We start from the raw sequence: 21,932 nt of genomic DNA, 5'->3' as shown, positions 1-21,932 counted from the left end.
CGCGCGGCTGCAGGCGGCGACGGACCGGGTGCCGACGAAGTGGTTCGCCGCGATCGGCACGGGCCTGTTCCTGGCGGTCACGGGTAGCGGCAGCCGCGGCCGCCGCCTCACTCCCAGATGCTCGGCGCCGGTGCCTTCGTCGACGGCAGGGCAGCGCCCGCGGCCCAGTCCACGATCCACTGCGGCAGGGGAGGCAGGTTGTCGGGGCGGTGCAGCGCGTCGAAGAGCTCCGCGGTGTTGACGACGCCGCCGGTGCGGCGGAGGAACCGGGCGCGCACGATCATCTCGGCGTAGATCTCCCCGTCGACCACGGCGCGGTGGATCTGGTAGACCGCCTTGTCGTCGTGCCCGTACAGCCGGGACTCGACGGTGAACCGCTGCCACAGCTGCAGCGACTTCCGGAAGGTCACGGTCTCGCTGGCCACGACCGCGTACCAGCCCTCCGCGTTCATGGCATCCCAGATGCCGGTGCGGATCAGCAGGTCGAACCGGCCCAGGTCGAACAGCGACGCGTAGCGGCCGTTGTTCATGTGCCCCAGCAGGTCGAGGTCGGTGGGGAGCGTGCGCAGCCGCACCCGCCCGACGCTGTCCGGCGGGATGGGTCCGCGCCGCCGCAGCAGCACCTTCGCACGCCAGATCGTCAGCAGGGTCCGCCACCACACATTCACGAACGGCGATGCTACCCGGCATCCGTCGCCGACGCGTTTCGGCCGATTTCGCGTTTGCACAGCTCGGACGTAGAGTCTGGCCATGGAAGCCACCATCGAACCCACAGCACAGACCGACATCGTCGTCCGTCCGGTGCGCGACGTGGATGCCGAGGCCCTCGGGCGGGTGCACGCGACGTGCTGGCACGAGACGTACGACCACCTGATCAGCAAGGCGGCGCTCGAGAACGTCTCCCCCAAGCGCCTGGCGGAGCTGTGGACGCACTGGGCCGTGCAGGGACCGGAGTTCCGCATGTTCGCGGCGCTGTCCGGTGGCGAGATCGTCGGGTTCGTCGGATCGGGCCCTGCGCGCGACCGCGACGCCCCGCGGGCGCGCGAGCTGTACTTCATCTACCTGCTCGACGCCTTCCACGGCACTGGGACCGGTCAGCGCCTGTTCGATGCCGCGGTGGACGCCGGCGAGGAGCTCTACCTCTGGGTGGCCGAGAACAACCCCCGCGCGCACCGCTTCTACACGCGCAACGGCTTCACGCTGGACGGCGCGACCCACACCGAGCCGTTCCTCGGCGAGACCCTCACCGAAGTCCGCTTCGTCCGCTGATCGGGCGGGTCAGCGCGCGCTGGGCTTGCCGGTCGGCCGGCGTCGGGTCGCCGCGGTCGGCGCCCGTGACCGGGCGGGTCAGCGTCCGCTGACGGTGCCGAACAACCGCGCCACCGGTGCGAGCACGAGGGGGCGCGCCGCGACCCACGCCGCGGCGATGGCCACGAGCGACAGCACGAACATCCAGAAACCGGTCCAGTTGTCGGCGTAGGCGGTCGGATCCACCGACCCCTGCGCGGCGTACATGTGGTTGAGGTTGCGCAGCGCCCCCGTCGCCAGGACGAGCGCGACGTGGATGACGATGAACACGACGAAGTAGAGCATCACCGGGAAGTGGATCTTGCGGGCCCACTCGATGGGGTACGCAGCGCTCAGCTTGGCGTTGCCCTTGGGCCACATGCCGCTCATGCGGTATCCGGAGATCGCCGCCAGCGGCGCGGCCAGGAACACCGTCGCGAAGTACGCGAGCTGCTGCAGCGAGTTGTAGTTGACCCACCCGTTCTCGGTGGGCCAGTCCAGCGAGACGTACTGCAGCGCGGCGGAGACGGCGTTGGGGATGACCTCCCAGCTCGTCGGCACGATCCGCATCCACTGCCCCGTGACGAACAGCAGCACGATGAAGACGACGCCGTTGACGAGCCAGAAGATGTCCAGCGCCTGGTGGAACCAGATCGTGAGACTCGTCTTGCCCTTGGGGTTGTTCTTCGGCGCCCAGAAGACGGCGGGGCGCTTCTCGCGGCGGATCGTGAGACCCGAGCGGATGATCAGCACCATCAGGAAGGCGTTGAAGAAGTGCTGCCACCCGAGCCACGCCGGGATGCCGACGGGAGCCGCGTCGGGCAGGTGGTACTCCCCGGGGTACGTGGCGAGGAAGTCGCGCATGCCGTCAAGGCTCAGGAGGAACCGCACGAGCAGCACCACCATCGCCGCCGCGAACAGCAGTCCGAGCCCGCCGACGACGACCGCGCCGGCCCACTGCACTTTGGTGAAGGGACCGATCCGAGCCGGTTCGGGGCGCGGCGCCGGTCGGTGGGTCGCGGCCCGTCCCGGCCAGACGCTGCGCGTGAACGGCAGCGGCGCACGCGGCCCCTCCGTCTCTGCGGCGGGCGTCGCGGCGGGCTGTGCGGGTGCGGGTGCGGGTGCGGCGGCGGCCGGTGCCGATGCCGATGCCGCGGGCGCGGCGGGGGCGGTTTCGGCGGCGGTGGCGAGCCCCTCGGGCGGCCACGGCTCACCGCCGGGCACGCGCGGCAGGCCACGCCGCAGCGCAGCTCCCGATTCAGGTGGCGCGACACGCGGGAACGCGGGCTCCATTCCCGCGGAATGCGCCACCTGAACCGGGGCGGATGCCGCGGCATTCGATTCAGGTGGCGTGATCTGCGGGTTCGCGGGCGCCGAAGCCACCGCTTGCGCCACCTCAATGGGGGTGGATGCTGCGGGCACCGCGCCCGCCGGCGCAACGCCCGCGGGCGGCCACGGCTCGCCCCCGGGCACGCGCGGCAGGCCACGCCGCAGCGCCGTCGCCGATTCAGGTGACGTGATCTGCGGGAACGCGGGCTCCATTCCCGCGGAATGCGCCACCTGAACCGGGGCGGATGCCGCGGCATCCGATTCAGGTGGCGTGATCTGCGGGTTCGCGGGCGCCGAAGCCACCGCGTGCGCCACCTCAACGGGGGTGGATGCTGCCGACGCCGCGCCTGCGGGAACCGCGCCCGCCGGCGCCACGCCCGCGGGTGGCCACGGCTCGCCGCCGGGCACGCGCGGCAGACCGCGCCGCAGCGCGGACCCCGACCCCGAACCCGACCCCGACCCCGACCCCGACCCCGACGACGCCATTACGCCTTCTTCGCCTCGAGCGCGGCGATCAGCTGCGGGACGACCTGGAACACGTCGCCCACGATGCCGTAGTCGGCGATCTCGAAGATCGGCGCATCGCCGTCCTTATTGATCGCGACGATCGTCTTCGCCGTCTGCATGCCGGCCTTGTGCTGGATCGCCCCCGAGATGCCGAGAGCGACATACAGCTGCGGCGCGACCGAGACGCCCGTCTGCCCGACCTGGTGCGAGTACGGGATGTACCCGGCATCCACCGCGGCGCGCGACGCGCCCACGGCGGCGCCGAGCACGTCGGCGAGCTGTTCGACGAGCGCGAACTTCTCGGCCGAGCCGAGTCCGCGGCCACCCGAGACGACCTTCGCCGCTCCGCGCAGCTCGGGGCGGGAGGATGCCGCGACCTCCGCCTCGAATCCGGTGATGCTCGCCGCGGGCGCACCCGACGCTGCGACCTCGAGCGCCTGGACGACGGGCGCGGCGACCGCGTCGGCGCGGGCATCGACCGCGCCCTGACGCACCGTGATGACGGGCGCGCCGAATGTCGCCGCCGACGTCACGTTGTACGCCCCGCCGTAGACGGAGTGCTGCGCGAGCACGCCCTCGTCGTCGCGGCTCACACCGACGGCGTCGACGCACAGCGCCGAGCGCGAGCGCACGGCGAACCGGCCGGCGACGTCGCGGCCCTCGATCGAGTTCGAGACGAGCACGGCGTCGGGGCGGACGAGGCCGGATGCCGCGGCCAGCGCATCGACGAGCGGCACCGTGAGGGCGGTGTCGGCGCCACCCAGGCCCGCCGTGAGCACGACGGCAGCGCCGAGCTCGCCCGCGGCGGCGGCGAGGTCCGCGTGCGCGGACTCCCCGGCGACGATGAGGGCGACCGGTGTGCCGACGCCGGCGGCGGCGCCGAGAAGGCCCGCGGACGACTTGGCGAGCTCACCGGCGGGCGTGACGTCCAGCAGGACGAGGATCGAGTCCGAAGCGAAATCAACCATGACGACTCTCTCCTCAGGCCAGACGGTTCTCGATGAGGTACGCGGCGAGTTTCTCGCCGGCATCCCCCTCGTCGGTGATCTTGATGCCGGCTCCGCGGGGCGGCTTCTCGCTCACGGCGGTCATGATCGACTGCGGGGCGGATGCCGGGTCGACGTCGACGTCGAGGTCGGCCAGCGACACCGTCTCGAACGGCTTCTTCTTCGCCGCCATGATCCCCTTGAAGTTGGGGAACCGGGCGTCGGGCAGCGCTTCGGTGATCGAGATGACGGCGGGCAGGGTCGCGGTCACCTGAGCGGCGCCGGCGTCGGTGGCGCGGGTGCCTGACACCTCCGTCTCGCCGATCGTGACCGCCGACAGTGCGGTGGCCTGCGGCACGCCGAGGTGCTCGGCGACCATGGCCGGAATGACGCCGCCGGCGCCGTCGGTGGAGAGGTTCCCCGTGATCACGAGGTCGAAACCCGCCCGCTGCACGGCCGCGGCCAGCACGCGCGCCGTGACGCCGAGGTCGGCTCCGGCGAGCGCCGGATCGACGACCTGGAGAGCGGATGCCGCGCCCATCGCGAGTCCCTTGCGGATCGTCGCGGCCGACTCCTCGGGCGCCATCGACACGACCGTGACCTCGGTGCCGGGGTGCGCGTCGGCGTACGACAGCGCCACCTCGAGGGCGCGCTCGCCGATCTCGTCGAGCACCCGCTCGGAGGCGGCACGGTCGGCGAGACCGGTCTCGAGGTTCAGCTTGCGGTCGCCATAGGTGTCGGGGACTTCTTTGACCAGCACCACGATCTTCATCGGTTCTCCTTCGGGATGGGATCAGTCTAGGAGATGCGACTCAGTCTCGCATCGGGTGACACTGAGCGTCATGCTCGGAGTGGCGGTGAACTCGGATCGGTGGGAGGAGGAGTCCGAATGACCGATTCTGAGCGAGGTGCTCGTTCCCCGCGAGCGTCTGCGCGTGGGCGATGCCGAACTGCGCCTCGTCATCCGGCGCGCTCGCGCCGACGACGTCGAGATCACCGCTGAGTGAAGCGCGGCTCCCGCTTCTCGCGGAAGGCGGCCATGCCCTCCTTCTGGTCTGCCGTGTCGAACAGCGCCGCAAACACGTGCCGCTCGAACCGCAGGCCTTCGGCGAGCGGCGACTCCATTGCGGCATCCAGCGCCGCCTTCGCGGCGAACACGCTCGGCAGCGACTTCGACGCGATGGTCTCCGCGGTGCGCTGGGCGTCGTCGAGCAGATCGGATGCCGGGACGACACGCGACACCAGGCCCGCACGCTCGGCCTCCGCGGCATCCATCATGCGCCCGGTCAGGATCAGCTCGGCGGCCTTGTAGTAGCCGACCGCGCGGATCAGGCGCTGCGTGCCACCCATGCCCGGAATGACGCCGAGGTTGACCTCGGGCTGGCCGAACCGGGCGGTGTCGGCCGCGAGGATGATGTCGCACATCATGGCGAGCTCGCACCCGCCGCCCAGCGCGTAGCCCGAGACGGCGGCGATGACCGGCGTGCGGACATCGGCGAACCGCGCCCACGCGCCGAAGTGGTCGCCCATGATCATCTCGCGGCCGGTCTTGCCCTGCATCTCCTTGATGTCGGCCCCGGCGGCGAACGCGCGCTCGCTGCCGGTGACGACGATCGCGCCGACGCCCTCATCGGCGTCGAACGCCTCTGCCGCCGCGACGACGTCGCGCATCACCTGCGAGTTCAGGGCGTTGAGCGCCTCGGGCCGATTCAGCGTGATCCACCCGACGCGGCCGCGCTGCTCGGTGAGGATGGTCTCGTACTCAGTCATGCCTTCATCGTGTCACCGGCGGGGCCGCCACGTCACCGGCATGGCCGGCGCGTCACCCGTCATCACAGGCGCTCGATGATGGTCGCATTCGCCATGCCGCCGCCCTCGCACATGGTCTGCAACCCGTAACGGCCACCGGTGGCTTCAAGATGCGCGAGCAGCGTGCCGAGCAGCCGCGTGCCGCTGGATCCGAGCGCGTGACCCAGCGCGATCGCTCCTCCCCAGGGGTTCAGCTTGGCGGCATCCGCCCCGACCTCGGCGGCCCAGGCGAGCGGCACCGACGCGAACGCCTCGTTGACCTCGTACGCGTCGATGTCCTCGATGCCCAGCCCGCTGCGCTCCAGGATGCGACGCGTCGCGGGGATCGGTCCCGTCAGCATCATCAGCGGATCATCGCCGACGACGGCGAACGCGTGGAACCGCGCCCGCGGCGTGAGGCCGAGCTCGATCGCCTTCTGCTCGCTCACGATGAGCACGGCGGATGCGCCATCGGTCAGCGGCGAGGAGTTCCCCGGGGTGATTCGCCAGTCGAGCTCGGGGAAGCGCTCGGCGAGCGCGTCGGTGCGGAACGCGGGCGCGAGGCCCGACAGCCCCGCCTCGGTGGTCGCCGGGCGCACGGTCTCGTCGACGGCGAACTCTCCGGCATCCGTCGGCACCGGGAGCAGCTGCGAGGCGAAGCGTCCCTGCGCGGCGGCGTCGGCGGCACGCCGGTGGGACTCGGCGGCGAAGGCATCCAGGGTCTCCCGGGACAGGTCCCACCGGGCGGCGATCAACTCCGCCGACACGCCCTGGTTGACGAGTCCGGCAGGATAGCGCTCGTGCAGGGCCGGCGAGAACGGCGACCCCGCGACGGATGCCGCGATACCCAGCGGCACCCGGCTCATCGACTCGACGCCACCCGCGATCACGATGTCGTACTGCCCCGCCATCACGCCCTGCGCGGCGAAGTGCGCGGCCTGCTGACTCGATCCGCACTGCCGGTCGATGGTCGTCGCGGGGACGCGCTCGTCGAACCCGGCCGCGAGCACCGCCTGCCGGGCGATGTTCATCGTCTGCTCGCCCACCTGGCTCACGCAGCCGAGCAGCACATCGTCGATCTGCGACGACTCCAGGCCGTTGCGCTCGAGCGTCGCGCGCAGCACGTGTGCCGCCAGATCGACGGGATGGATGCCGCTGAGCGCGCCACCGGGTTTGCCCCGACCCGACGGAGTGCGGACGGCGTCGACGATGACAGCGGTGCGGGCGACGGTGCTCATGACTCCATCCTGCCCGCGCAGGCGTCGTCGCGGGCAGGGTCAGCGGCCGGGCGTCGACCAACTACCGTGGTCCTGTGGTCACGGGTGAGCTCAAGCGTCAGGTCGACAGGGTGTGGGATGCCTTCTGGTCGGGAGGCATCGCCAATCCCGTGGAGGTGATCGAGCAGATCACGTACCTCCTGTTCATCAAGCGCCTCGACGAGCTGCACACGAAGGCCGAGCTGAAGGCCGCCCGGTTCGGCGAGGAGATCAACGACCCGGTCTTTCCGGACGGGTTCGACGGCGAACTGCCCGGTCGGCGGCCGTACCGCGACCTCCGCTGGAGCGTGTTCACGAACTTCGCCCCGGCGGAGATGTTCGAGGTCGTGTCGGAGCACGTCTTCCCGTGGCTGCGCCGTCTCGGCGCCGAGGGTTCGAGCTACGCCCGCAACATGCGGGACGCGCGCTTCACGATTCCGACGCCGGCGCTGCTGACGAAGGTCGTCGATCTGCTCGGGGAGATCCCGATGGACGACCGTGACACCAAGGGCGACATCTACGAGTACATGCTCATGAAGCTGTCGACGAGCGGCACGAACGGCCAGTTCCGCACGGCTCGGCACATCATCCAGCTGATGGTCGACATGCAGCAGCCGCGGCCCGACGACCGCATCATCGACCCCGCCGTGGGCACCGCCGGCTTCCTCGTCGCCGCCGAGGAGTATCTGCGTGCGCAGCATCCCGAGATCTGGACGGATGCCGCCGCTCGCGCGCATTTCAACGGCCCGATGTTCACCGGGTACGACTCCGACGCCGCGATGGCGCGGATCGCGAGCATGAACATGTTGCTGCACGGCGTCGAGAATCCCACGATCGAGCGCGCGGACTCGCTGTCGGAGGGGCATCCCGGCCTCGATGAGTTCACGCTGGTGCTCGCCAATCCGCCTTTCGCCGGGTCGCTCGACGACGAGACCGTGTCGAAGGATCTGCAGAAGGTCGTGAAGACGCGCAAGACCGAGCTGCTCTTCCTCGTGCTGATGGTGCGGATGCTGCGCAACGGCGGCCGAGCCGCGGTGATCGTCCCCGAGGGAGTCCTCTTCGGGTCGAGCAACGCGCACAAGGCCGTGCGTCGGATGCTGGTCGATGACCACAAGCTCGATGCGGTGATCAAGCTGCCGTCGGGCACGTTCAAGCCGTACACCGGGGTGTCGACGGCGATCCTGCTCTTCACCAAGACCTCCTCGGGCGGAACGGACCACGTGTGGTTCTACGACGTGCGCGCCGACGGCATGACCCTCGACGACAAGCGCACCCCGATCGAGGCGAACGACCTGCCCGACGTTCTCGCTCGCTGGCAGAACCAGGATGCCGAGTCCACCCGCGCGCGCACTGATCAGAGCTTCATGGTGCCCAGACAGGAGATCGTCGACAACGGCTACGACCTCTCGCTGAACCGCTATAAGGAGATCGAGATCGAGGAGGTCGAGCACCGCTCCCCGTCCGAGATCCTCGACGAACTCGACGCGCTCGAGGTCCAGATCCAGGACGGGCTGAAGCGCCTGCGGGAGATGCTCGCGTGACCTGGGAGACGGTGCCCCTGGGGGATGTGGTCGAGCTCATGTACGGCAAGGCACTCAAGTCAGGTGATCGAATCGAGGGCCGATATCCCGTCGTCGGGTCGGGTGGGGTCGTTGGAACTCACGCCGACGCCGTAGTCGAATCGCCGACGCTGGTCGTCGGCCGAAAGGGCTCGATCGGTTCTCTGACGTGGGCTCCCGATGGCTGTTGGCCTATCGATACGGCCTATTACGTCTCGCCCCGGCGCGATTTCGATCTGCGATGGCTCTACTGGACATTGCACAACGTCGGACTCGATCGGATGAACAAGTCTGCGGCCGTGCCGGGCCTCAACCGCGAAGACGCATACCGCGCTCGTATCCCTCTCCCGCCCCTCCCCGAGCAGCGCCGGATCGCCGCGATCCTCGACGAGGCTGACGCCCTCCGCGGCCATGCGACGGCCGCGAGGGCGACCGCGAAATCCGCCACGGAGTCCCTCTTCATCTCGATGTTCGGCGATCCTCTATTGAATCCGCACGGGTGGGAAGTCTCGACCCTCGGGGACATCGCGACGAAAATCAGCGACGGCCCGTTCGGCAGCAACCTCAAATCTTCGCACTATGTGGAAGATGGCGTCCGTGTCGTCCGCTTGAAGAACATCGGTGTCGGCGAGTTCCTTGACGACGACAAGGCCTACATCTCAAGAGAGCACTTCCAACGCCTCAAGCGGCACGAACTGGACGTCCAGGACATCGTCGTCGGGACTCTCGGCGATCCCATCCTCCGCGCCGCTGCCGTCCCCGACAACATCGGTCCTGCGATCAACAAAGCCGACTGCGTCCAGGTGCGGGTGGACGGGAATCGATCGACGCGGGAATATATCGTGGACGCGTTGAACATGAGAACAGTCGTAGGACAGGCCGGCCTGCTGGCTCACGGCCAGACTCGTTCGCGGATCAGCATGTCGCAGGTCAGACAGCTCCAGCTTCCCGTTCCCCCGCTGTCGATTCAGCGTGAGTATGGGAAGCTTCGACAGCACCACTCCATGCTCCTCCATGCTGCGGAGGCACGAACCGCGCAGCTCGACGCGCTCTTCGCCTCGCTGCAGCACCGCGCGTTCCGAGGAGAGCTGTGAGCGAGCCGCCGGCATCCCGGGCCACGGCTTCGGTTTACGTGGACGGCTTCAATCTCTACCGACGGCTTCTCGAAGGGCAACCGCAGGACAAGTGGCTCGATCTCGAGGCTCTGAGCCGTCACCTGCTCCCGGAATTCGACATTCTGCGCGTCCGCTACTTCACCGCGGTGATCAAGGCGTTACCGGGGGCCGATGTCGACTCGCCGCAGCGGCAACAGGCCTACATCCGAGCGTTGAGGGCGCAGCCCCGAACGAGCGTCCACCTGGGCAACTTCAGAGTCGACCGTCGGCGCATGCCTCTCCATCCGTTGCAGTACGGCAGCGACGGCAAACCGGTGTCCGCCCTCGTCCGCAAGACCGAAGAGAAGGGCTCCGACGTCTCGCTGGCCAGCTACCTCCTGTTGGATGCATTTCGCGACGAAGCCAACATGTACGTCGTGGTCAGCAACGACTCCGACCTTGTGACGCCGCTCAGGCTCGCCAAGGAGGAGTTCCGGCGAAAGATAGGCGTGCTCTCACCCATGGAGCCGAAACGGGCCAGCAATGAACTCAAGCAACTTGGCCTTGACCTGCATCGTCAGGTCACGATCGAGGCCCTGAGAGCCGCGCAGCTGCCCGACCGGATCTCGGACGCCCACGGCACGGTGCGAAGACCGGGAAAGTGGAGCAGAAATTCCGAGGGCCCCGGCGAAGCGGGGCCCTCTAACCAGTAGCCGAAGCATCTGGGGGTGTGTGACACAGTTTACCCGTACCACCAGTACCAGCAAACACACCGCGGCACACTGAGGACTACCACGGTTGAGGCGCCGCAGCAGCGGCCGCGTACGTCGCAGTCTGTGCAGAAGTGACGAGACAAGCGGTGAATTTGTTTAGCCGGGGCTTCGGGTAGCGCGGATGCGGCGACTGGGTAGCGCGGGCGCGGCGACTGGGTAGCGGTCCGCGCCCGCGCGTCCGGTGGTCAGCTGGCCGTCTCAGTGTGGGTGTGGCGGCGCATGTTCGGCCCGTCGAGTTGGACGAGTTCGGCGTTGCTGACGATGCGGTTCAGGATGGACTCGGCGATGACCGCGTCGTGCAGCGACCGATACCAGTCCTCGGGATCGAACTGGCTGGTCACGACAGTCGAGCCTCGTCCTTCACGAGCGGCGAGGATGTTCAGCAGATCGGCGGCTGTCTCCCCGGTGATCGGGGTGGTGAGGAAGTCGTCGAGTACGAGCAGGTCGCAGGTGTGCAGGCCGGTCAGGAACGTGAGGCGCTGCGCGTCTTGCCGGTGGTAGACGGCGAGCTGATTCGCGAGGTCGTCGAGCCGGTAGTAGCGGGCTGAGTAGTCGCGCCGACAGGCGGCGTTCACAAGCGCTTGTGCGAGGTAGGACTTCCCGACGCTGGACTTGCCGAGGATCACGAGGTTGTGGGTCTGGTCGATCCAGCGGCAGGCAGCGAGCCGGGCGACGAGCTCCCGGTTCAGATTGCGCCCGTCGAGGTAATGGATGTCCTCGACGCAGGCGGCCGGGTTCGGTGTCCGCGACGCTTTCAGTAGCTTCAACACGCGCCGTTCGGTGCGGGCAGCGGTCTCCTGCTCGAGAGCGTGGCGGATCTTCTGCGAGAACGTCCACTGGTCGTAGGTCGGGTCGTTCGCGATGTCGATCACCGCTTCCCCGAACGCGGTCATCCGCAGCCGGGTGAACAAGGCCATGTCGTCGGGGGTGAGGTGTTGGTCAAGCATCGTGGCCGCCTCCCGCCTGGCTGCCGGCTGATCGGAGCGCGTCGAGACTGAACGCCCCTGCGCCGGCTAGGTGCGCGCGGCTGGTGTCCCGATGGCCCGGCGCGCGGGCGTGTCAAGACTTTTGTGTAAGCGGCTTGGTGTCGGTTTGATTACAGGTGGGGTTCGATGCGGTCGGGGTAGGCGAGGGCGAGCTGTTCGAGGGCCTTCTTCCAGTTCGTGGTCACGGCTCCCTCGATGAGTCGGGGCTCGGCTCTGCGCTGTTCGGAGGGCTTGCCTCGTTCCTTGAGCCGGTCTCGGGCTCGTTTGTCCTCGATGTTGCAGATCGCCAGCCAGAGCAGCTTGACGGCGGCGGCATCGTTGGGGAAATGCCCTCGGGATTTGGTGACTTTCCGTAGTTGGTAGTTCAGCGACTCGATGCTGTTGGTGGTGTAGATCACCCGGCGCAGCTCGGGCGGGAACGCGAGGAACGGCGTGAACCGGTCCCACGCGTCTTGGAACGTCTTCACCGCCGACGGGTAGCGCTTGCCGAGGTCGGAGTCCGCGAACTCGGTCAGCGCTTCGAGCGCGGCGTCCTCGTTCACCGCCTGGTAGATCGGCTTGAGCGCTGCGGCCACGGCTTTGCGGTCCTTGTAGTTCACGAACCGCATCGCTGCCCTGATGAGGTGCACGACGCAGGTCTGCACGGTCGCTTGCGGCCAGGTGGCCTCGATCGCTTCGGGGAACCCGGTCAGCCCGTCGGTGCAGACGATGAGCACGTCGCGGACGCCGCGGTTGGCGAGTTCGGCGCACACGGCCGCCCAGAACTTCGCACCCTCGACCGCTTGCACCCAGATTCCCAGGACGTGCTTGATGCCGTCCATGTCGACACCGACGGCGATATGCGCGGCCTTGTTCCGCACGTGGCCGCCGTCGCGGACCTTCACCACGATCGCGTCCAGGTAGATCACCGGATACAGCGCGTCCAGCGGACGGGTCTGCCAGGCCAGGACCTCGTCTGCGACCTGGTCGGTGATCTTCGAGATCGTCTCGTGCGAGAGGTCCGTGCCCAGCGTCGAGGCGAGGTGGTGCTGGATGTCGCGGACGGTCATCCCGCCCGCGTACAGCGAGATGATCATCCCATCGAGGCCGTCCAGCCGGCGCTGCCCTTTCGGGACCAGCATCGGGGTGAACGTCCCAGCCCGGTCCCGCGGGACGGCCAGCTCGATGTCTCCGATCTCGGTCGCGACCGTCTTCGCGCTCGTGCCGTTGCGGGAGTTCGGGTGCAACGAGGCCTCCGCGTCGCCGCGCTCGTAGCCGACGTGCTCGGTCAGCTCCGTCTCCAACCCGCGCTCCAGCGCGGCCTTGAGCATTCCACCGATCAGGCCGTGCTCGCCCGTGAGGGGCTCGCCGGCGTCGATCTGAGCGAAGATCTCGTCCATCGCGCCCGACGCCTTGAGCCGGTCAGCGAGCTCCTTCTGCCGGCGACGACGCTCCTCGCGCTCCGGACTGATAGCCATGGTCTCCATGATGTTCTCCTTCGAGATGAACCTCACCCCTTACACAGACCATCTGATACCCCCCGGCGCGCGGACGCCCGCCGGCGACGCGGTGACGATCCCCATCTCGCCGCTGACGGTGGGGCGGGCGTCGACTCCGGCGCGGAGCGCGGCGATGCGGTTCTTGACGGCGGTGTAGGTGATCTGCCGGTGCGGGTCCTCGTCGACCAGCCCCTTGCAGGCTTGCTCGAGGAGCACCCTGCTGCCCCGCTTGCCGAGGTCAAGGATGTTCATGCAGGACCGGTAGCCCTGCGCCTCGATCACCTTCCCATCCAGCAACCGGGTCAGCGCAGCGACCGTGCCGGGGCCGACCTTCGCGGCCTGCCGGAGGAAGTACCCGCGCGTCCAAAGCCCCGACACCGACTCGGCATGGACGGGCGCGTGTTCGGGGTCGGTGACGTAGCCGTTGCGGCGCGACCCCTGCTGGTGGGTCGCGATGATCTCGCCACCTGCGAGCACGTCGATCTGCTCCCCGATGATCCGGACGTCGACGCTGAGCCCGGCGAACCGGGAGGGGACGGAGTACTTGATCGTGTCGAGTTGGATATGCCAGTCCCGGTGAACCTTCGCCTTCCGCCAGATCACCGGCTCCCAATGACGAGCAGGCAATGCGATCAACTCGCCGTTCTCCTGCTCGGTGAACCAGTCGCGGCGTGACCGCTGCTCACCACGGAACGGAGTCCGATCGTTGATCGCGTCGACCTGGGCGGCGACGGCGACGTTCAACTCGTCCAGCGACGTGAACACCCGGCCTTCGAGGTAGTGGATCACCCAGTTCGTGACGACCTTCACCCCCGCCTCGACATGCCCCCTGTCACGCGGCCGATATGAGCGAGTTGGGACCGCGGCCGTTCGGTAGTGCTCCAGGAACTCGGCATAGGCCGCGTTCACATCCCTGGCCTTCTCGGTCCGGGAGATCTGGTTCGACGCGGTCGACGCATTGTCCGGCACGATCACCTGCGTGACGCCGCCGAAGTACTCGAACGCGCGGCGGTGCGCGTCCAGCCAGGCCGGCTGCTTCTCGTCCAGACACCCATAGGCGAACACCATCCCGGAGAACGGCAGCGACGCGACGAACACCGACACCCGCGTCGTCTCTCTCGTGATCGGGTCCGTGAGGTGCATCTGCGTGCCCGCCCAGTCGACTTGCATCGTGTGCGCCGGAACATGCGCGATCGGGAGCGTCAGATCGTTGACCCGGACGTGCTCCGCGACAATCTGGCAGAACCGCTCATACCCATAGAGCCGCGCGCCGGCAGGGGCATCGGTCTCCAGATACCGGGCCCACAACACCTTCAACGGCGGCTTGTTCCGCCCCAACCTGGCCGCGACGACCTTCTCGATGTCGACCGGGACGAACTCCTCGACCACGCTCCTGCGGCCATCAGCGAACAGTCTGTCGATGTCTTCGAGCGACAGCCCATCGACCTGCTCACGCGTCGTGAACCCCTCCTCGTCGAGGACCCGGCGGGCCCGAGCGATCGCGCGATGTGAGCACCCCGCCATCGCCTCGATCTGCCTATACGCATACCCCTGCACCAGCAGGCCCATCACAAGCCGGTAGTCCGTCATCGCCGACGTTCCTCTCCACCAGCGACCAGCCCTTGGCCGCGGTGAGAGTCATACTCGAACCCGCCGTCGGAACGCTACCGTATCCCCGCACGCACGCTACCGGATCGTTACACCGGCGCTACCCGAAGCGCCGGCTTAACAGTGAATTCAGAGCCCGGGTCTGTGAGCACGCGGATGGTCGGCTACCCGCGTTGCGGAAGACACCCCCTGGGCGTCTTGTCACCGACCATCTGCAGGTCCAGCGTCCCACAGGCCGACGGCATTCCCAACCCGTCGGCGCGACCACCGTCAGCTACCGCTGAGGTCGTCCTCCCCCTGGCGGCCGGCCGCCGCGAAAACGACGACCGGCCGCACGCAGCGGCATCCGATCAGTAGCCGACGGCCGCGAGGGCGTGGTTCGCCTCGTCGGCCGTGAACTGGCTGCCGTACGGGCTCGTGAGCTGGTCGAAGAGGCCCTGCCGTGAGAAGGACGAGTACTCCAGGTACGACTTCGCCTGCTCCACGGCCTCCGCGTTCCAGTCCGCTCCCACGGTGTCGGCGGCCCACGTCGCCACCTCCACCGGGTATCCGGAGCCGTACTCGCTCGACAGCTGATCGATGAGCCCCTGGCGAGAGAACGACGAGAACTGCAGGTACGACTGCGCCTGCTCCAGCGCATTCTGCTGCTCCAGCGTGTACACCGGCTTCGGGGCCTCGCTCGTGATGCTGAGCTCCAGACCCTCCAACGGGTGCGACCCGGCGCTCGGCTGCTGAGACGTCACCACCCAGTCATCGCCGGCATCCGTGGCCTCGAGCGTGAGACCTGCCGCGGCGAGCATGGCGCGTGCCTCGGCGACCGTCGAACCGACCATGTCGGGCACCATGACCTTCTCGGTCGGCTCGACGGGCTCCTCCGCGGCATCCGTTCGCTGCGCGACGGGAGCCGCGCCGTCGCCCGACGCGTCGGAGCCCCCGCGACCACCGCCCACGACTCCCGCGATGATGCCGATCACCACGAGGAGCCCCAGCGCGAGTAGCGCCCACTGCCACCAGCGTAACTTCGGCACCCGGCGGGCGGACTCCGCGACGGCGATCCCCCCAGGCGTGGCACCGGCCGCGGCCCACTGCCCGCCGTCCCAGTAGCGCTGCGCGTCGCCTCCCTGAGGATCGGGATACCAGCCCGCGGGCGGCAGTGCGGACGAGGGGTTGCTGTTGTCGGACATGACACACCTTTCGGTCGTGAGGGGCGCACACCCCAGGTGTGCGCCACCGGCCGATGGCCAGTAGAACAGGACACACCAGACCTCCGACATCGCCGTGATCGGGGCCGGCGAACGGCTCCGCCGATGTCGGAACCCCTCGTCACAATGGGAGGTATGGAAGACGAGTTCGCATCGGTGCCGAGCAGTGACGGCGATGTCGCCGTGCTCGCTGAGATCGTCGCGGACGTCGAGTCGGTGCAGGCGCAACTGGCGGTCGCGCAGGTCGCGGAGATGAGGGCGTTGGCGCGTGCGGGGCAGCTTGCCGAGAAGCAGGCATCGGGCGCCCGCGACACCGTGCGGGTGCACGACATGGCGCTCCGGTCGATCGCCGCCGAGCTCGGCGGTGTGGCCCGGGTCACCGACCGCACCATGCAGACCCGGATCGGCGAGGCGCGCGAGATCGTCGAGGGTTACCCCGCCGCCCTTACCGCCTGGGAATCCGGCCGCATCACCCGTGCACACGTGCGCGCGATCGTCGACGCCGGCTCGGTCGTACCCGTCCAGCGCCGCGGCGAGTACGAAGCCGAAGCGATCCAGCGGTGCCTCCACGACACCCCGAACCGCGTCCGGCCCGGGCTCGAGATCCTCGCCGAACGCACCGCGGAACGATCGTTCACCGAACGCCACCGCGAAGCCGCGAACGGCCGCAAGGTTCGGCTCATCCCGGGGCGACACGGCATATCCACGGTCATCGCGGACGTCCCCACCGTCATCGGCGACGGCATCCTGGATCGGCTCACCCAGCAGGCGCAGACCATCATCGACGCACGCGAGAACACCGATCTCGACGCGGCTGACCGCGACCGCCGCAGCATCGACGAGGTCCGCGCCGACGTGTTCGCCGACCTCCTGCTCGCCGGTGCCCCCGCCCTGGACCCGACCGCGACCGGCGACGCCCCCGGAACCCTCGGCACCATCCGCGCGCAGGTGCAGGTGATCGTCCCCGCGCTCACCCTCCTCGGTGCCGACGACGGCCCCGCCGACCTCGTCGGGCGCTCCCCCATCGACGCCGACACGGCACGCTGCCTCGCCGCGAACACCCCCACCTGGGCGCGCATACTCACCGAACCCGTCGACGGCACCGTCCTCGCCGTCGACCGCTACCGCACGCCCTGGCCCCAACGCCGCTTCCTCCAAGCCCGCGACCAGCACTGCCGATGGCCCGGATGCCGGCGCGCCGCCATCCGCTGCGAAATCGACCACACCATCGACGCCGCCAAAGGCGGCCCCACCGCCCTATGGAACCTCGCCCACCTCTGCCAACGACATCACTCGATGAAGCAGTTCACACCCTGGAAAGTCCGACAACTGTCGGGTGGGATCCTGGAATGGACCTCGCCCACCGGACGGATCTACCGCGAAGACGCCCCCGCACCACCCGTCGCCTTCATGCCGGCATCCGCCAGCGATGCACCCTTCTGACGTCGGAGCCGTTCGCTAGCATGAGCCGAGGGCAGGGCCGCGCCTGCCGCCGGGAGCCGTTCGTGGGGAACTTCGACTTCGTCCGGGATCGCTGGCCGACCGTCTGGGAGGCGGCATCCCGCGCTGAGTCGTACCTGCGGAGCGACCCCCGCGCCTCGGCCACCTACACCCGGCGGGCCGGCGAGATGTTCACCGAGTGGATCTACGCCGCCGAGTCCCTTTCCCGGCCGTACGACGATTCGTTCGCGAACCTCACATCGCAGCCGGCGTTCCGCCAGGCCGTCGGTGCGAACGTGGACGGCAGCCTGCGCATCGTCCGACGTGTCGGCAACGACGCGGTTCATCGCGGCGACGACATGCCGCTCGGCCGCGCGCGGCGCTCTCGAACAGCTGCACACCATCTGTCGCTGGCTCGATCACCGATACGGCGACCCCGACCTTCCCCCGTCGGCGCCCTTCGACTTCGCTCTGGTGCCGCCCGCCCCTGCGACCGTGGTCCGACGCGCCCGGGAAGACCTCGAACGCACCCAGGCGGCGTTCGATGAGGCCCGGCGAGCGCTCGCCGCCGAGCGCGAGACCAGCGCGACACTCCGCGAGCAGCTGGTAGCCCTGCAGGCCGATGCCGCCGCGGCGAAGTCCGCGAACGACACGGCGAACGCCGAGCGAGGGATTCCCGACCCCACCCTCGCGACCGAGGCCGAGACGCGGCGCGACCTCATCGACCTGCAGCTGCGCGAAGCCGGCTGGCTGCTCGAGAACCCGGACGATCGCGAGTGGCCGGTCACCGGCATCCCCACTGCATCCGGCACCGGAAGGATCGACTACGTCCTGTGGGGCGATGACGGCCGCCCGCTCGCGGTCGTGGAGGCGAAGCGCACGACCAAGAGCGCGAAAGAGGGCCGACTGCAGGCCGAGGTCTACGCCGACGCGCTCGAGCGAGATCACGGGCAGCGGCCGCTGATCTACTACACCAACGGGTACGAGACGTGGCTCTGGGACGACCGTCGCTATCCCCCGCGCCCCGTGTCGGGCTTCATGACGAAGGACCAGCTCGCTCTCGCGATCCAGCGGCGCGCATCGCTGGGGCCCCTGGCCACCGCCGCCATCGACCGGACGATCGTCGAGCGGCCCTATCAGCTGCGCGCGATCCGCGCCGTGACCGAGGCGTTCGAGCACCAGCGACGCCGCGCCCTGCTCGTCATGGCGACCGGCACCGGCAAGACGCGCACGGTCATCGCCCTGGTCGACGTGCTGCAACGGGCGAACTGGGTCAAGCGCGTGCTCTTCCTCGCCGATCGCACCGCCCTGGTCAACCAGGCCGTCGGCGCCTTCAAGACGCATCTGCCTGACAGCGCGCCCGTCAACCTCGTCACTGACCGCGGCGGCGACGGCCGCGTCTTCGTCTCGACCTATCAGACCGTGATGGGCCTGATCGACGCCGGCGACGACGGCCGCCGCTTCGGACCGGGCTTCTTCGACCTCATCATCGTGGACGAAGCGCACCGCTCGATCTACAACCGATACGGCGAGATCTTCGACTACTTCGATGCCCTCGTCGTCGGTCTCACCGCGACCCCGCGCGCGGACGTCGACCACAACACCTATCGCCTCTTCCATCTCGACGACGGCGTTCCCACCGACGCGTTCGAGCTCGACGATGCGATCGCCGGCGGATACCTCGTCCCTCCGGTCGCGCGCCCGATCGACCTCGGGTTCATGACACGCGGCATCCGCTACGCCGATCTGAGCGACGCGGAACGGGAGCGGTGGGACGAGCTGGAGTGGCAGGACGGCGAGATTCCCGATGCCATCGACGCGGCAGCCATGAACCGCTGGCTGTTCAACGAGGACACCGTCGACAAAGTGCTCGAGGTGCTCTTCACCGAGGGCCGAAGGGTCGGCGGCGGCGACCGGCTCGGCAAGACGATCATCTTCGCCAAGAACCAGCACCACGCCGACTACATCGAGTCGCGCATCGACGCCCATTACCCGGAGCAGCGCGGCACACTCGCCCGCGTGATCACCCACAACTCGGGGCCGTACGCGCAGACGCTCATCGATGCCTTCGCCACGCCCGGCTCCGCGCCCGACATCGCGATCTCCGTCGACATGCTCGACACCGGCATCGACATCCCCGACGTCGTCAATCTCGTCTTCTTCAAGCCGGTGAACTCCGCCACGAAGTTCTGGCAGATGGTCGGGCGCGGCACGCGGCTGCGGCCCGGCCTCTACGGTCCCGGCGACGACAAGGCCGACTTCGTCATCTTCGACGTCTGCGGCAACATCGACTTCTTCAACGAGGAGCTTCCCGAGGCGTCGGCGACGACGGCGCGCTCACTGTCGGAGCGGGCGTTCCTCCTGCGCACGCGTCTGCTCGCCCTCCTGCGGTCCGCCGACGACCCGGCGGTCACCGCGCTGCGCTCCGGACTCGCCGCCCGCCTGCACGGCGCGATCGTCGGTATGAACCGCGACAACTTCATCGTCCGCCGGCACCTGCGTGCTGTCGAGCGGTTCGCCGGCCTCGACGCCTGGACGGCCTTCGGGCCCGAGCATCTCACGGCGGCGGCGGAGCTGGCCGGGCTCCCCAGCGCGGCGGAGCAGGATGCCGACGAAGCCGCCCGACGCTTCGACGCGCTCGTCCTCACCGCCCAGGTCGCCGTGGCCGAAGGCGAACCGGTGCGCGCCGGCATCCTCTCCCGCCTGCTCGGCATCGTGCGCGCACTCGCCGACCAGCGGAGCATCCCCGCTGTCGCTGCCCACGCGGCACTGCTGGATGCTGCCGCCGACCCCGCATGGTGGGAGGGCGTCGACGCGGTGACTCTGGAGCAGCTGCGCCTGCGGCTGCGCGAGCTCGTGCGTCTCGTCGGCCGCGAGCAGCAGGTCATCGTCTACACCGACTTCGACGACGCCCTCGCCGACGCCCGCGAACTCACCCTCACCCGGGTCGTGCCGGGCCTCAACCGGCGTGCCTTCCGCGACAAGATGCTGGGATTCCTGGCTGGCCGCTCCGACGTGGCGCTGCACCGGCTGCGTACCGGGCGGCCGCTCACGACCGTCGATCTCGCCGAGCTCGAACGCGCTCTCACCTCGGCTGGCGGCGTCGACCCCGATCAGCTCCACGACGAAGCGAGCGGAGCCGGCGGGCTCGGACGCCTCATCCGCTCGATCGTCGGCATGGAGCGGTCGGCCGTCGAGGAGACGCTCGCCGATTTCGTCGCCGCCCCGGGTTTCACCCACCGTCAGCACGCGTTCGTCGATCTCGTCATCCAGCAGCTCACGATCGCCGGCCATCTCGACCCGCGGCGCCTCTACGAAGACCCGTTCGACGGGCTCGCACCGCAGGGGCCGGACGAGATCTTCACCGACGCACAGGTCAGCGAGCTGATCACGCGCCTCCGCCGGGTAGACGCCAGCGCAGACCCGATCAGCACGGACACGGTCAGCGCTTGACCCGCGAGGCTCAGCCCAGCACGCCGCGGCCGATGACCACCCGCATGATCTCGTTCGTCCCCTCGAGGATCTGGTGCACGCGCAGGTCGCGCACCACCTTCTCGATGCCGTACTCCTGCAGGTATCCGTACCCGCCGTGCAGCTGCAGCGCCTGATTGGCGACCTCGAACCCGGCATCCGTCGCGAACCGCTTGGCCATCGCGCACTGCACCGCCACGTCCGGCGCGCCCTCGTCGATCGCGCGCGCGGCGCCCTGCACGAGAGCGCGCGCCGCCTGCAGCTGCGTCGCCATGTCGGCGAGCGCGAACACGACCGTCTGCCGCTCGACGAGCGCCTCGCCGAAGGTGAACCGCTCGTGCACGTACCGCACCGCACGGTCCAGCGCCCACTGCGCACCCCCGATCGAGCACGCCGCGATGTTCACGCGCCCGCCGTTGAGACCCTTCATCGCGATGCGGAAGCCGGCCCCGACCTCCCCCAGAACGGCGGATGCCGGGACGCGCACCTCGTCGAGGATCACCTGTCGGGTGGGCTGCGCGTTCCAGCCCATCTTGTGCTCGTTCGGCCCGAAGCTGAGACCCGCGGAATCCGCCGGGACGAGGAAGGCCGTGATGCCCTTCGCGCCGGGCGCCCCCGTGCGGGCCATGACGACATAGACCGCCGCGGCGCCCGCACCCGAGATGAACTGCTTGACGCCGGTCAGGACGTATTCGTCGCCGTCGGGAATGGCGCTGGTCGTGATCGCCGCGGCATCCGACCCGGCACCCGGCTCGGTGAGGCAGTACGAGCCGAGCTCGGTCATCGCCACGAGGTTCGGCAGCCAGCGCCGCCGCTGGTCGTCGGTGCCGAACGTGTCGATCATCCACGCGACCATGTTGTGGATCGAGATGTAGGCGGCGATCGTCGGGTCGCCCATCGCGAGAACTTCGAAGATGGCCGCGGCATCCTCTCGCCGCAGGCCGGCGCCGCCGACGTCGTCGCGCACGGAGATCCCGCCGAGCCCCAGCTCTCCGGCGGCGGAGAGCGCGTCGAGCGGGAAGTGCTTGTCGCGGTCCCACTCCAGCGCGTGCGGCGCAAGGCGGGTGTCGGCGAACTCCCGAACGGCATCGAGGATGGCGTCGCGTTCTTCTGCCGAAAGCGTCGCCGGGGCAGCGGTCATGCTCATGTAGTCACGTCCTTGTGAGAC

General features: G+C 69.1%; 17 protein-coding genes. 6 read left to right on the top strand and 11 right to left on the bottom strand.

Annotated elements, in window-relative coordinates; all coding sequences use genetic code 11:
- Window positions 1–107 precede the first annotated feature (107 nt).
- Window positions 108–668: an acyl-CoA thioesterase gene (locus JOD60_RS04240; RefSeq protein WP_076688851.1), complete on the bottom strand. Its 561-nt coding sequence runs from the start codon at window positions 666–668 to the stop codon at window positions 108–110.
- Between the two features lie 82 nt (window positions 669–750).
- Here JOD60_RS04240 and JOD60_RS04235 point away from each other — a divergent pair, with 82 nt between their 5' ends.
- Entirely contained in the window at window positions 751–1,269 is a 519-nt protein-coding gene (locus tag JOD60_RS04235; protein WP_076688849.1) for a GNAT family N-acetyltransferase, read from the top strand.
- Window positions 1,270–1,347: 78 nt separating this feature from the next.
- On the opposite strand, the gene JOD60_RS04230 is transcribed toward JOD60_RS04235, so the two are convergent.
- The 5 genes from JOD60_RS04230 to JOD60_RS04210 form a co-directional block, all read right to left on the bottom strand.
- On the bottom strand, window positions 1,348–3,102 hold the full coding sequence (locus JOD60_RS04230; protein WP_076688847.1) for a cytochrome b/b6 domain-containing protein: 1,755 nt from the start codon (window positions 3,100–3,102) through the stop codon (window positions 1,348–1,350).
- Window positions 3,102–4,091 carry an electron transfer flavoprotein subunit alpha/FixB family protein gene (locus tag JOD60_RS04225; RefSeq protein ID WP_076688845.1) on the bottom strand — a complete coding sequence of 330 codons (990 nt, stop codon included), beginning with the start codon at window positions 4,089–4,091 and terminating at the stop codon, window positions 3,102–3,104. Before JOD60_RS04225 ends, JOD60_RS04230 begins: the two co-directional genes overlap by 1 nt.
- A 13-nt stretch (window positions 4,092–4,104) precedes the next feature.
- Entirely contained in the window at window positions 4,105–4,881 is a 777-nt protein-coding gene (locus JOD60_RS04220; RefSeq protein WP_076688843.1) for an electron transfer flavoprotein subunit beta/FixA family protein, read from the bottom strand.
- A 221-nt stretch (window positions 4,882–5,102) separates the two neighbouring features.
- Complete coding sequence (locus tag JOD60_RS04215) at window positions 5,103–5,879, bottom strand: enoyl-CoA hydratase (RefSeq protein WP_076688841.1); 777 nt, start codon at window positions 5,877–5,879, stop codon at window positions 5,103–5,105.
- 62 nt (window positions 5,880–5,941) lie between these two features.
- Window positions 5,942–7,135, bottom strand: coding sequence for a thiolase family protein (locus tag JOD60_RS04210; RefSeq protein ID WP_076688839.1), 1,194 nt, complete (start codon window positions 7,133–7,135; stop codon window positions 5,942–5,944).
- A 74-nt stretch (window positions 7,136–7,209) separates the two neighbouring features.
- On the opposite strand from JOD60_RS04210, the gene JOD60_RS04205 reads away from it, so the two are divergent.
- The 3 genes from JOD60_RS04205 to JOD60_RS04195 are packed head-to-tail and all read left to right on the top strand — an operon-like array spanning window position 7,210 to window position 10,519.
- Window positions 7,210–8,694, top strand: a complete 1,485-nt coding sequence (locus JOD60_RS04205; protein WP_076688837.1) for a type I restriction-modification system subunit M — start codon at window positions 7,210–7,212, stop codon at window positions 8,692–8,694.
- Window positions 8,691–9,806: a restriction endonuclease subunit S gene (locus JOD60_RS04200; RefSeq protein ID WP_076688835.1), complete on the top strand. Its 1,116-nt coding sequence runs from the start codon at window positions 8,691–8,693 to the stop codon at window positions 9,804–9,806. The genes JOD60_RS04205 and JOD60_RS04200 overlap by 4 nt, the downstream gene beginning before the upstream one ends.
- Window positions 9,803–10,519 (top strand): NYN domain-containing protein, encoded by a 717-nt coding sequence (locus tag JOD60_RS04195; protein ID WP_076688833.1) that lies wholly within the window; start codon window positions 9,803–9,805, stop codon window positions 10,517–10,519. The genes JOD60_RS04200 and JOD60_RS04195 overlap by 4 nt, the downstream gene beginning before the upstream one ends.
- Before the next feature lie 245 nt (window positions 10,520–10,764).
- On the opposite strand, the gene JOD60_RS04190 is transcribed toward JOD60_RS04195, so the two are convergent.
- From JOD60_RS04190 to JOD60_RS04175, 4 genes are all read right to left on the bottom strand, one after another.
- The gene (locus JOD60_RS04190) at window positions 10,765–11,526 is read right to left on the bottom strand and encodes an ATP-binding protein (RefSeq protein ID WP_076688830.1); all 762 of its coding nucleotides are present in this window, start codon (window positions 11,524–11,526) and stop codon (window positions 10,765–10,767) included.
- A 149-nt stretch (window positions 11,527–11,675) separates the two neighbouring features.
- On the bottom strand, window positions 11,676–13,022 hold the full coding sequence (locus tag JOD60_RS04185) for an IS256 family transposase (RefSeq protein ID WP_372431321.1): 1,347 nt from the start codon (window positions 13,020–13,022) through the stop codon (window positions 11,676–11,678).
- A 39-nt stretch (window positions 13,023–13,061) separates the two neighbouring features.
- Window positions 13,062–14,633 (bottom strand): IS21 family transposase, encoded by a 1,572-nt coding sequence (gene istA / locus JOD60_RS04180; RefSeq protein WP_232321687.1) that lies wholly within the window; start codon window positions 14,631–14,633, stop codon window positions 13,062–13,064.
- Window positions 14,634–15,001: 368 nt separating this feature from the next.
- Complete coding sequence (locus JOD60_RS04175) at window positions 15,002–15,835, bottom strand: Ltp family lipoprotein (protein ID WP_076688826.1); 834 nt, start codon at window positions 15,833–15,835, stop codon at window positions 15,002–15,004.
- Between the two features lie 153 nt (window positions 15,836–15,988).
- On the opposite strand from JOD60_RS04175, the gene JOD60_RS04170 reads away from it, so the two are divergent.
- Complete coding sequence (locus tag JOD60_RS04170; RefSeq protein WP_076688824.1) at window positions 15,989–17,296, top strand: HNH endonuclease signature motif containing protein; 1,308 nt, start codon at window positions 15,989–15,991, stop codon at window positions 17,294–17,296.
- A gap of 321 nt (window positions 17,297–17,617) precedes the next feature.
- Window positions 17,618–20,746 (top strand): type I restriction endonuclease subunit R, encoded by a 3,129-nt coding sequence (locus JOD60_RS04165; RefSeq protein ID WP_232321686.1) that lies wholly within the window; start codon window positions 17,618–17,620, stop codon window positions 20,744–20,746.
- Between the two features lie 10 nt (window positions 20,747–20,756).
- Here JOD60_RS04165 and JOD60_RS04160 read toward each other — a convergent pair whose 3' ends face one another.
- Window positions 20,757–21,911, bottom strand: coding sequence for an acyl-CoA dehydrogenase family protein (locus JOD60_RS04160; protein WP_076688822.1), 1,155 nt, complete (start codon window positions 21,909–21,911; stop codon window positions 20,757–20,759).
- Between the last annotated feature and the right edge of the window lie 21 nt (window positions 21,912–21,932).

The organism is Microbacterium aurum (assembly GCF_016907815.1).
GTDB lineage: Bacteria > Actinomycetota > Actinomycetes > Actinomycetales > Microbacteriaceae > Microbacterium > Microbacterium aurum.
This window is presented reverse-complemented; position numbering and strand designations above follow the sequence as displayed.

Coding starts and splice junctions, on each gene's coding strand:
- JOD60_RS04160 (WP_076688822.1), bottom strand. CDS start 21,911: ATGAGCATGACCGCTGCCCCGGCGACGCTTTCGGCAGAAGAACGCGAC.
- JOD60_RS04170 (WP_076688824.1), top strand. CDS start 15,989: ATGGAAGACGAGTTCGCATCGGTGCCGAGCAGTGACGGCGATGTCGCC.
- JOD60_RS04225 (WP_076688845.1), bottom strand. CDS start 4,091: ATGGTTGATTTCGCTTCGGACTCGATCCTCGTCCTGCTGGACGTCACG.
- JOD60_RS04220 (WP_076688843.1), bottom strand. CDS start 4,881: ATGAAGATCGTGGTGCTGGTCAAAGAAGTCCCCGACACCTATGGCGAC.
- istA (WP_232321687.1), bottom strand. CDS start 14,633: ATGACGGACTACCGGCTTGTGATGGGCCTGCTGGTGCAGGGGTATGCG.
- JOD60_RS04190 (WP_076688830.1), bottom strand. CDS start 11,526: ATGCTTGACCAACACCTCACCCCCGACGACATGGCCTTGTTCACCCGG.
- JOD60_RS04215 (WP_076688841.1), bottom strand. CDS start 5,879: ATGACTGAGTACGAGACCATCCTCACCGAGCAGCGCGGCCGCGTCGGG.
- JOD60_RS04210 (WP_076688839.1), bottom strand. CDS start 7,135: ATGAGCACCGTCGCCCGCACCGCTGTCATCGTCGACGCCGTCCGCACT.
- JOD60_RS04235 (WP_076688849.1), top strand. CDS start 751: ATGGAAGCCACCATCGAACCCACAGCACAGACCGACATCGTCGTCCGT.
- JOD60_RS04175 (WP_076688826.1), bottom strand. CDS start 15,835: ATGTCCGACAACAGCAACCCCTCGTCCGCACTGCCGCCCGCGGGCTGG.
- JOD60_RS04230 (WP_076688847.1), bottom strand. CDS start 3,102: ATGGCGTCGTCGGGGTCGGGGTCGGGGTCGGGGTCGGGTTCGGGGTCG.
- JOD60_RS04185 (WP_372431321.1), bottom strand. CDS start 13,022: ATGGCTATCAGTCCGGAGCGCGAGGAGCGTCGTCGCCGGCAGAAGGAG.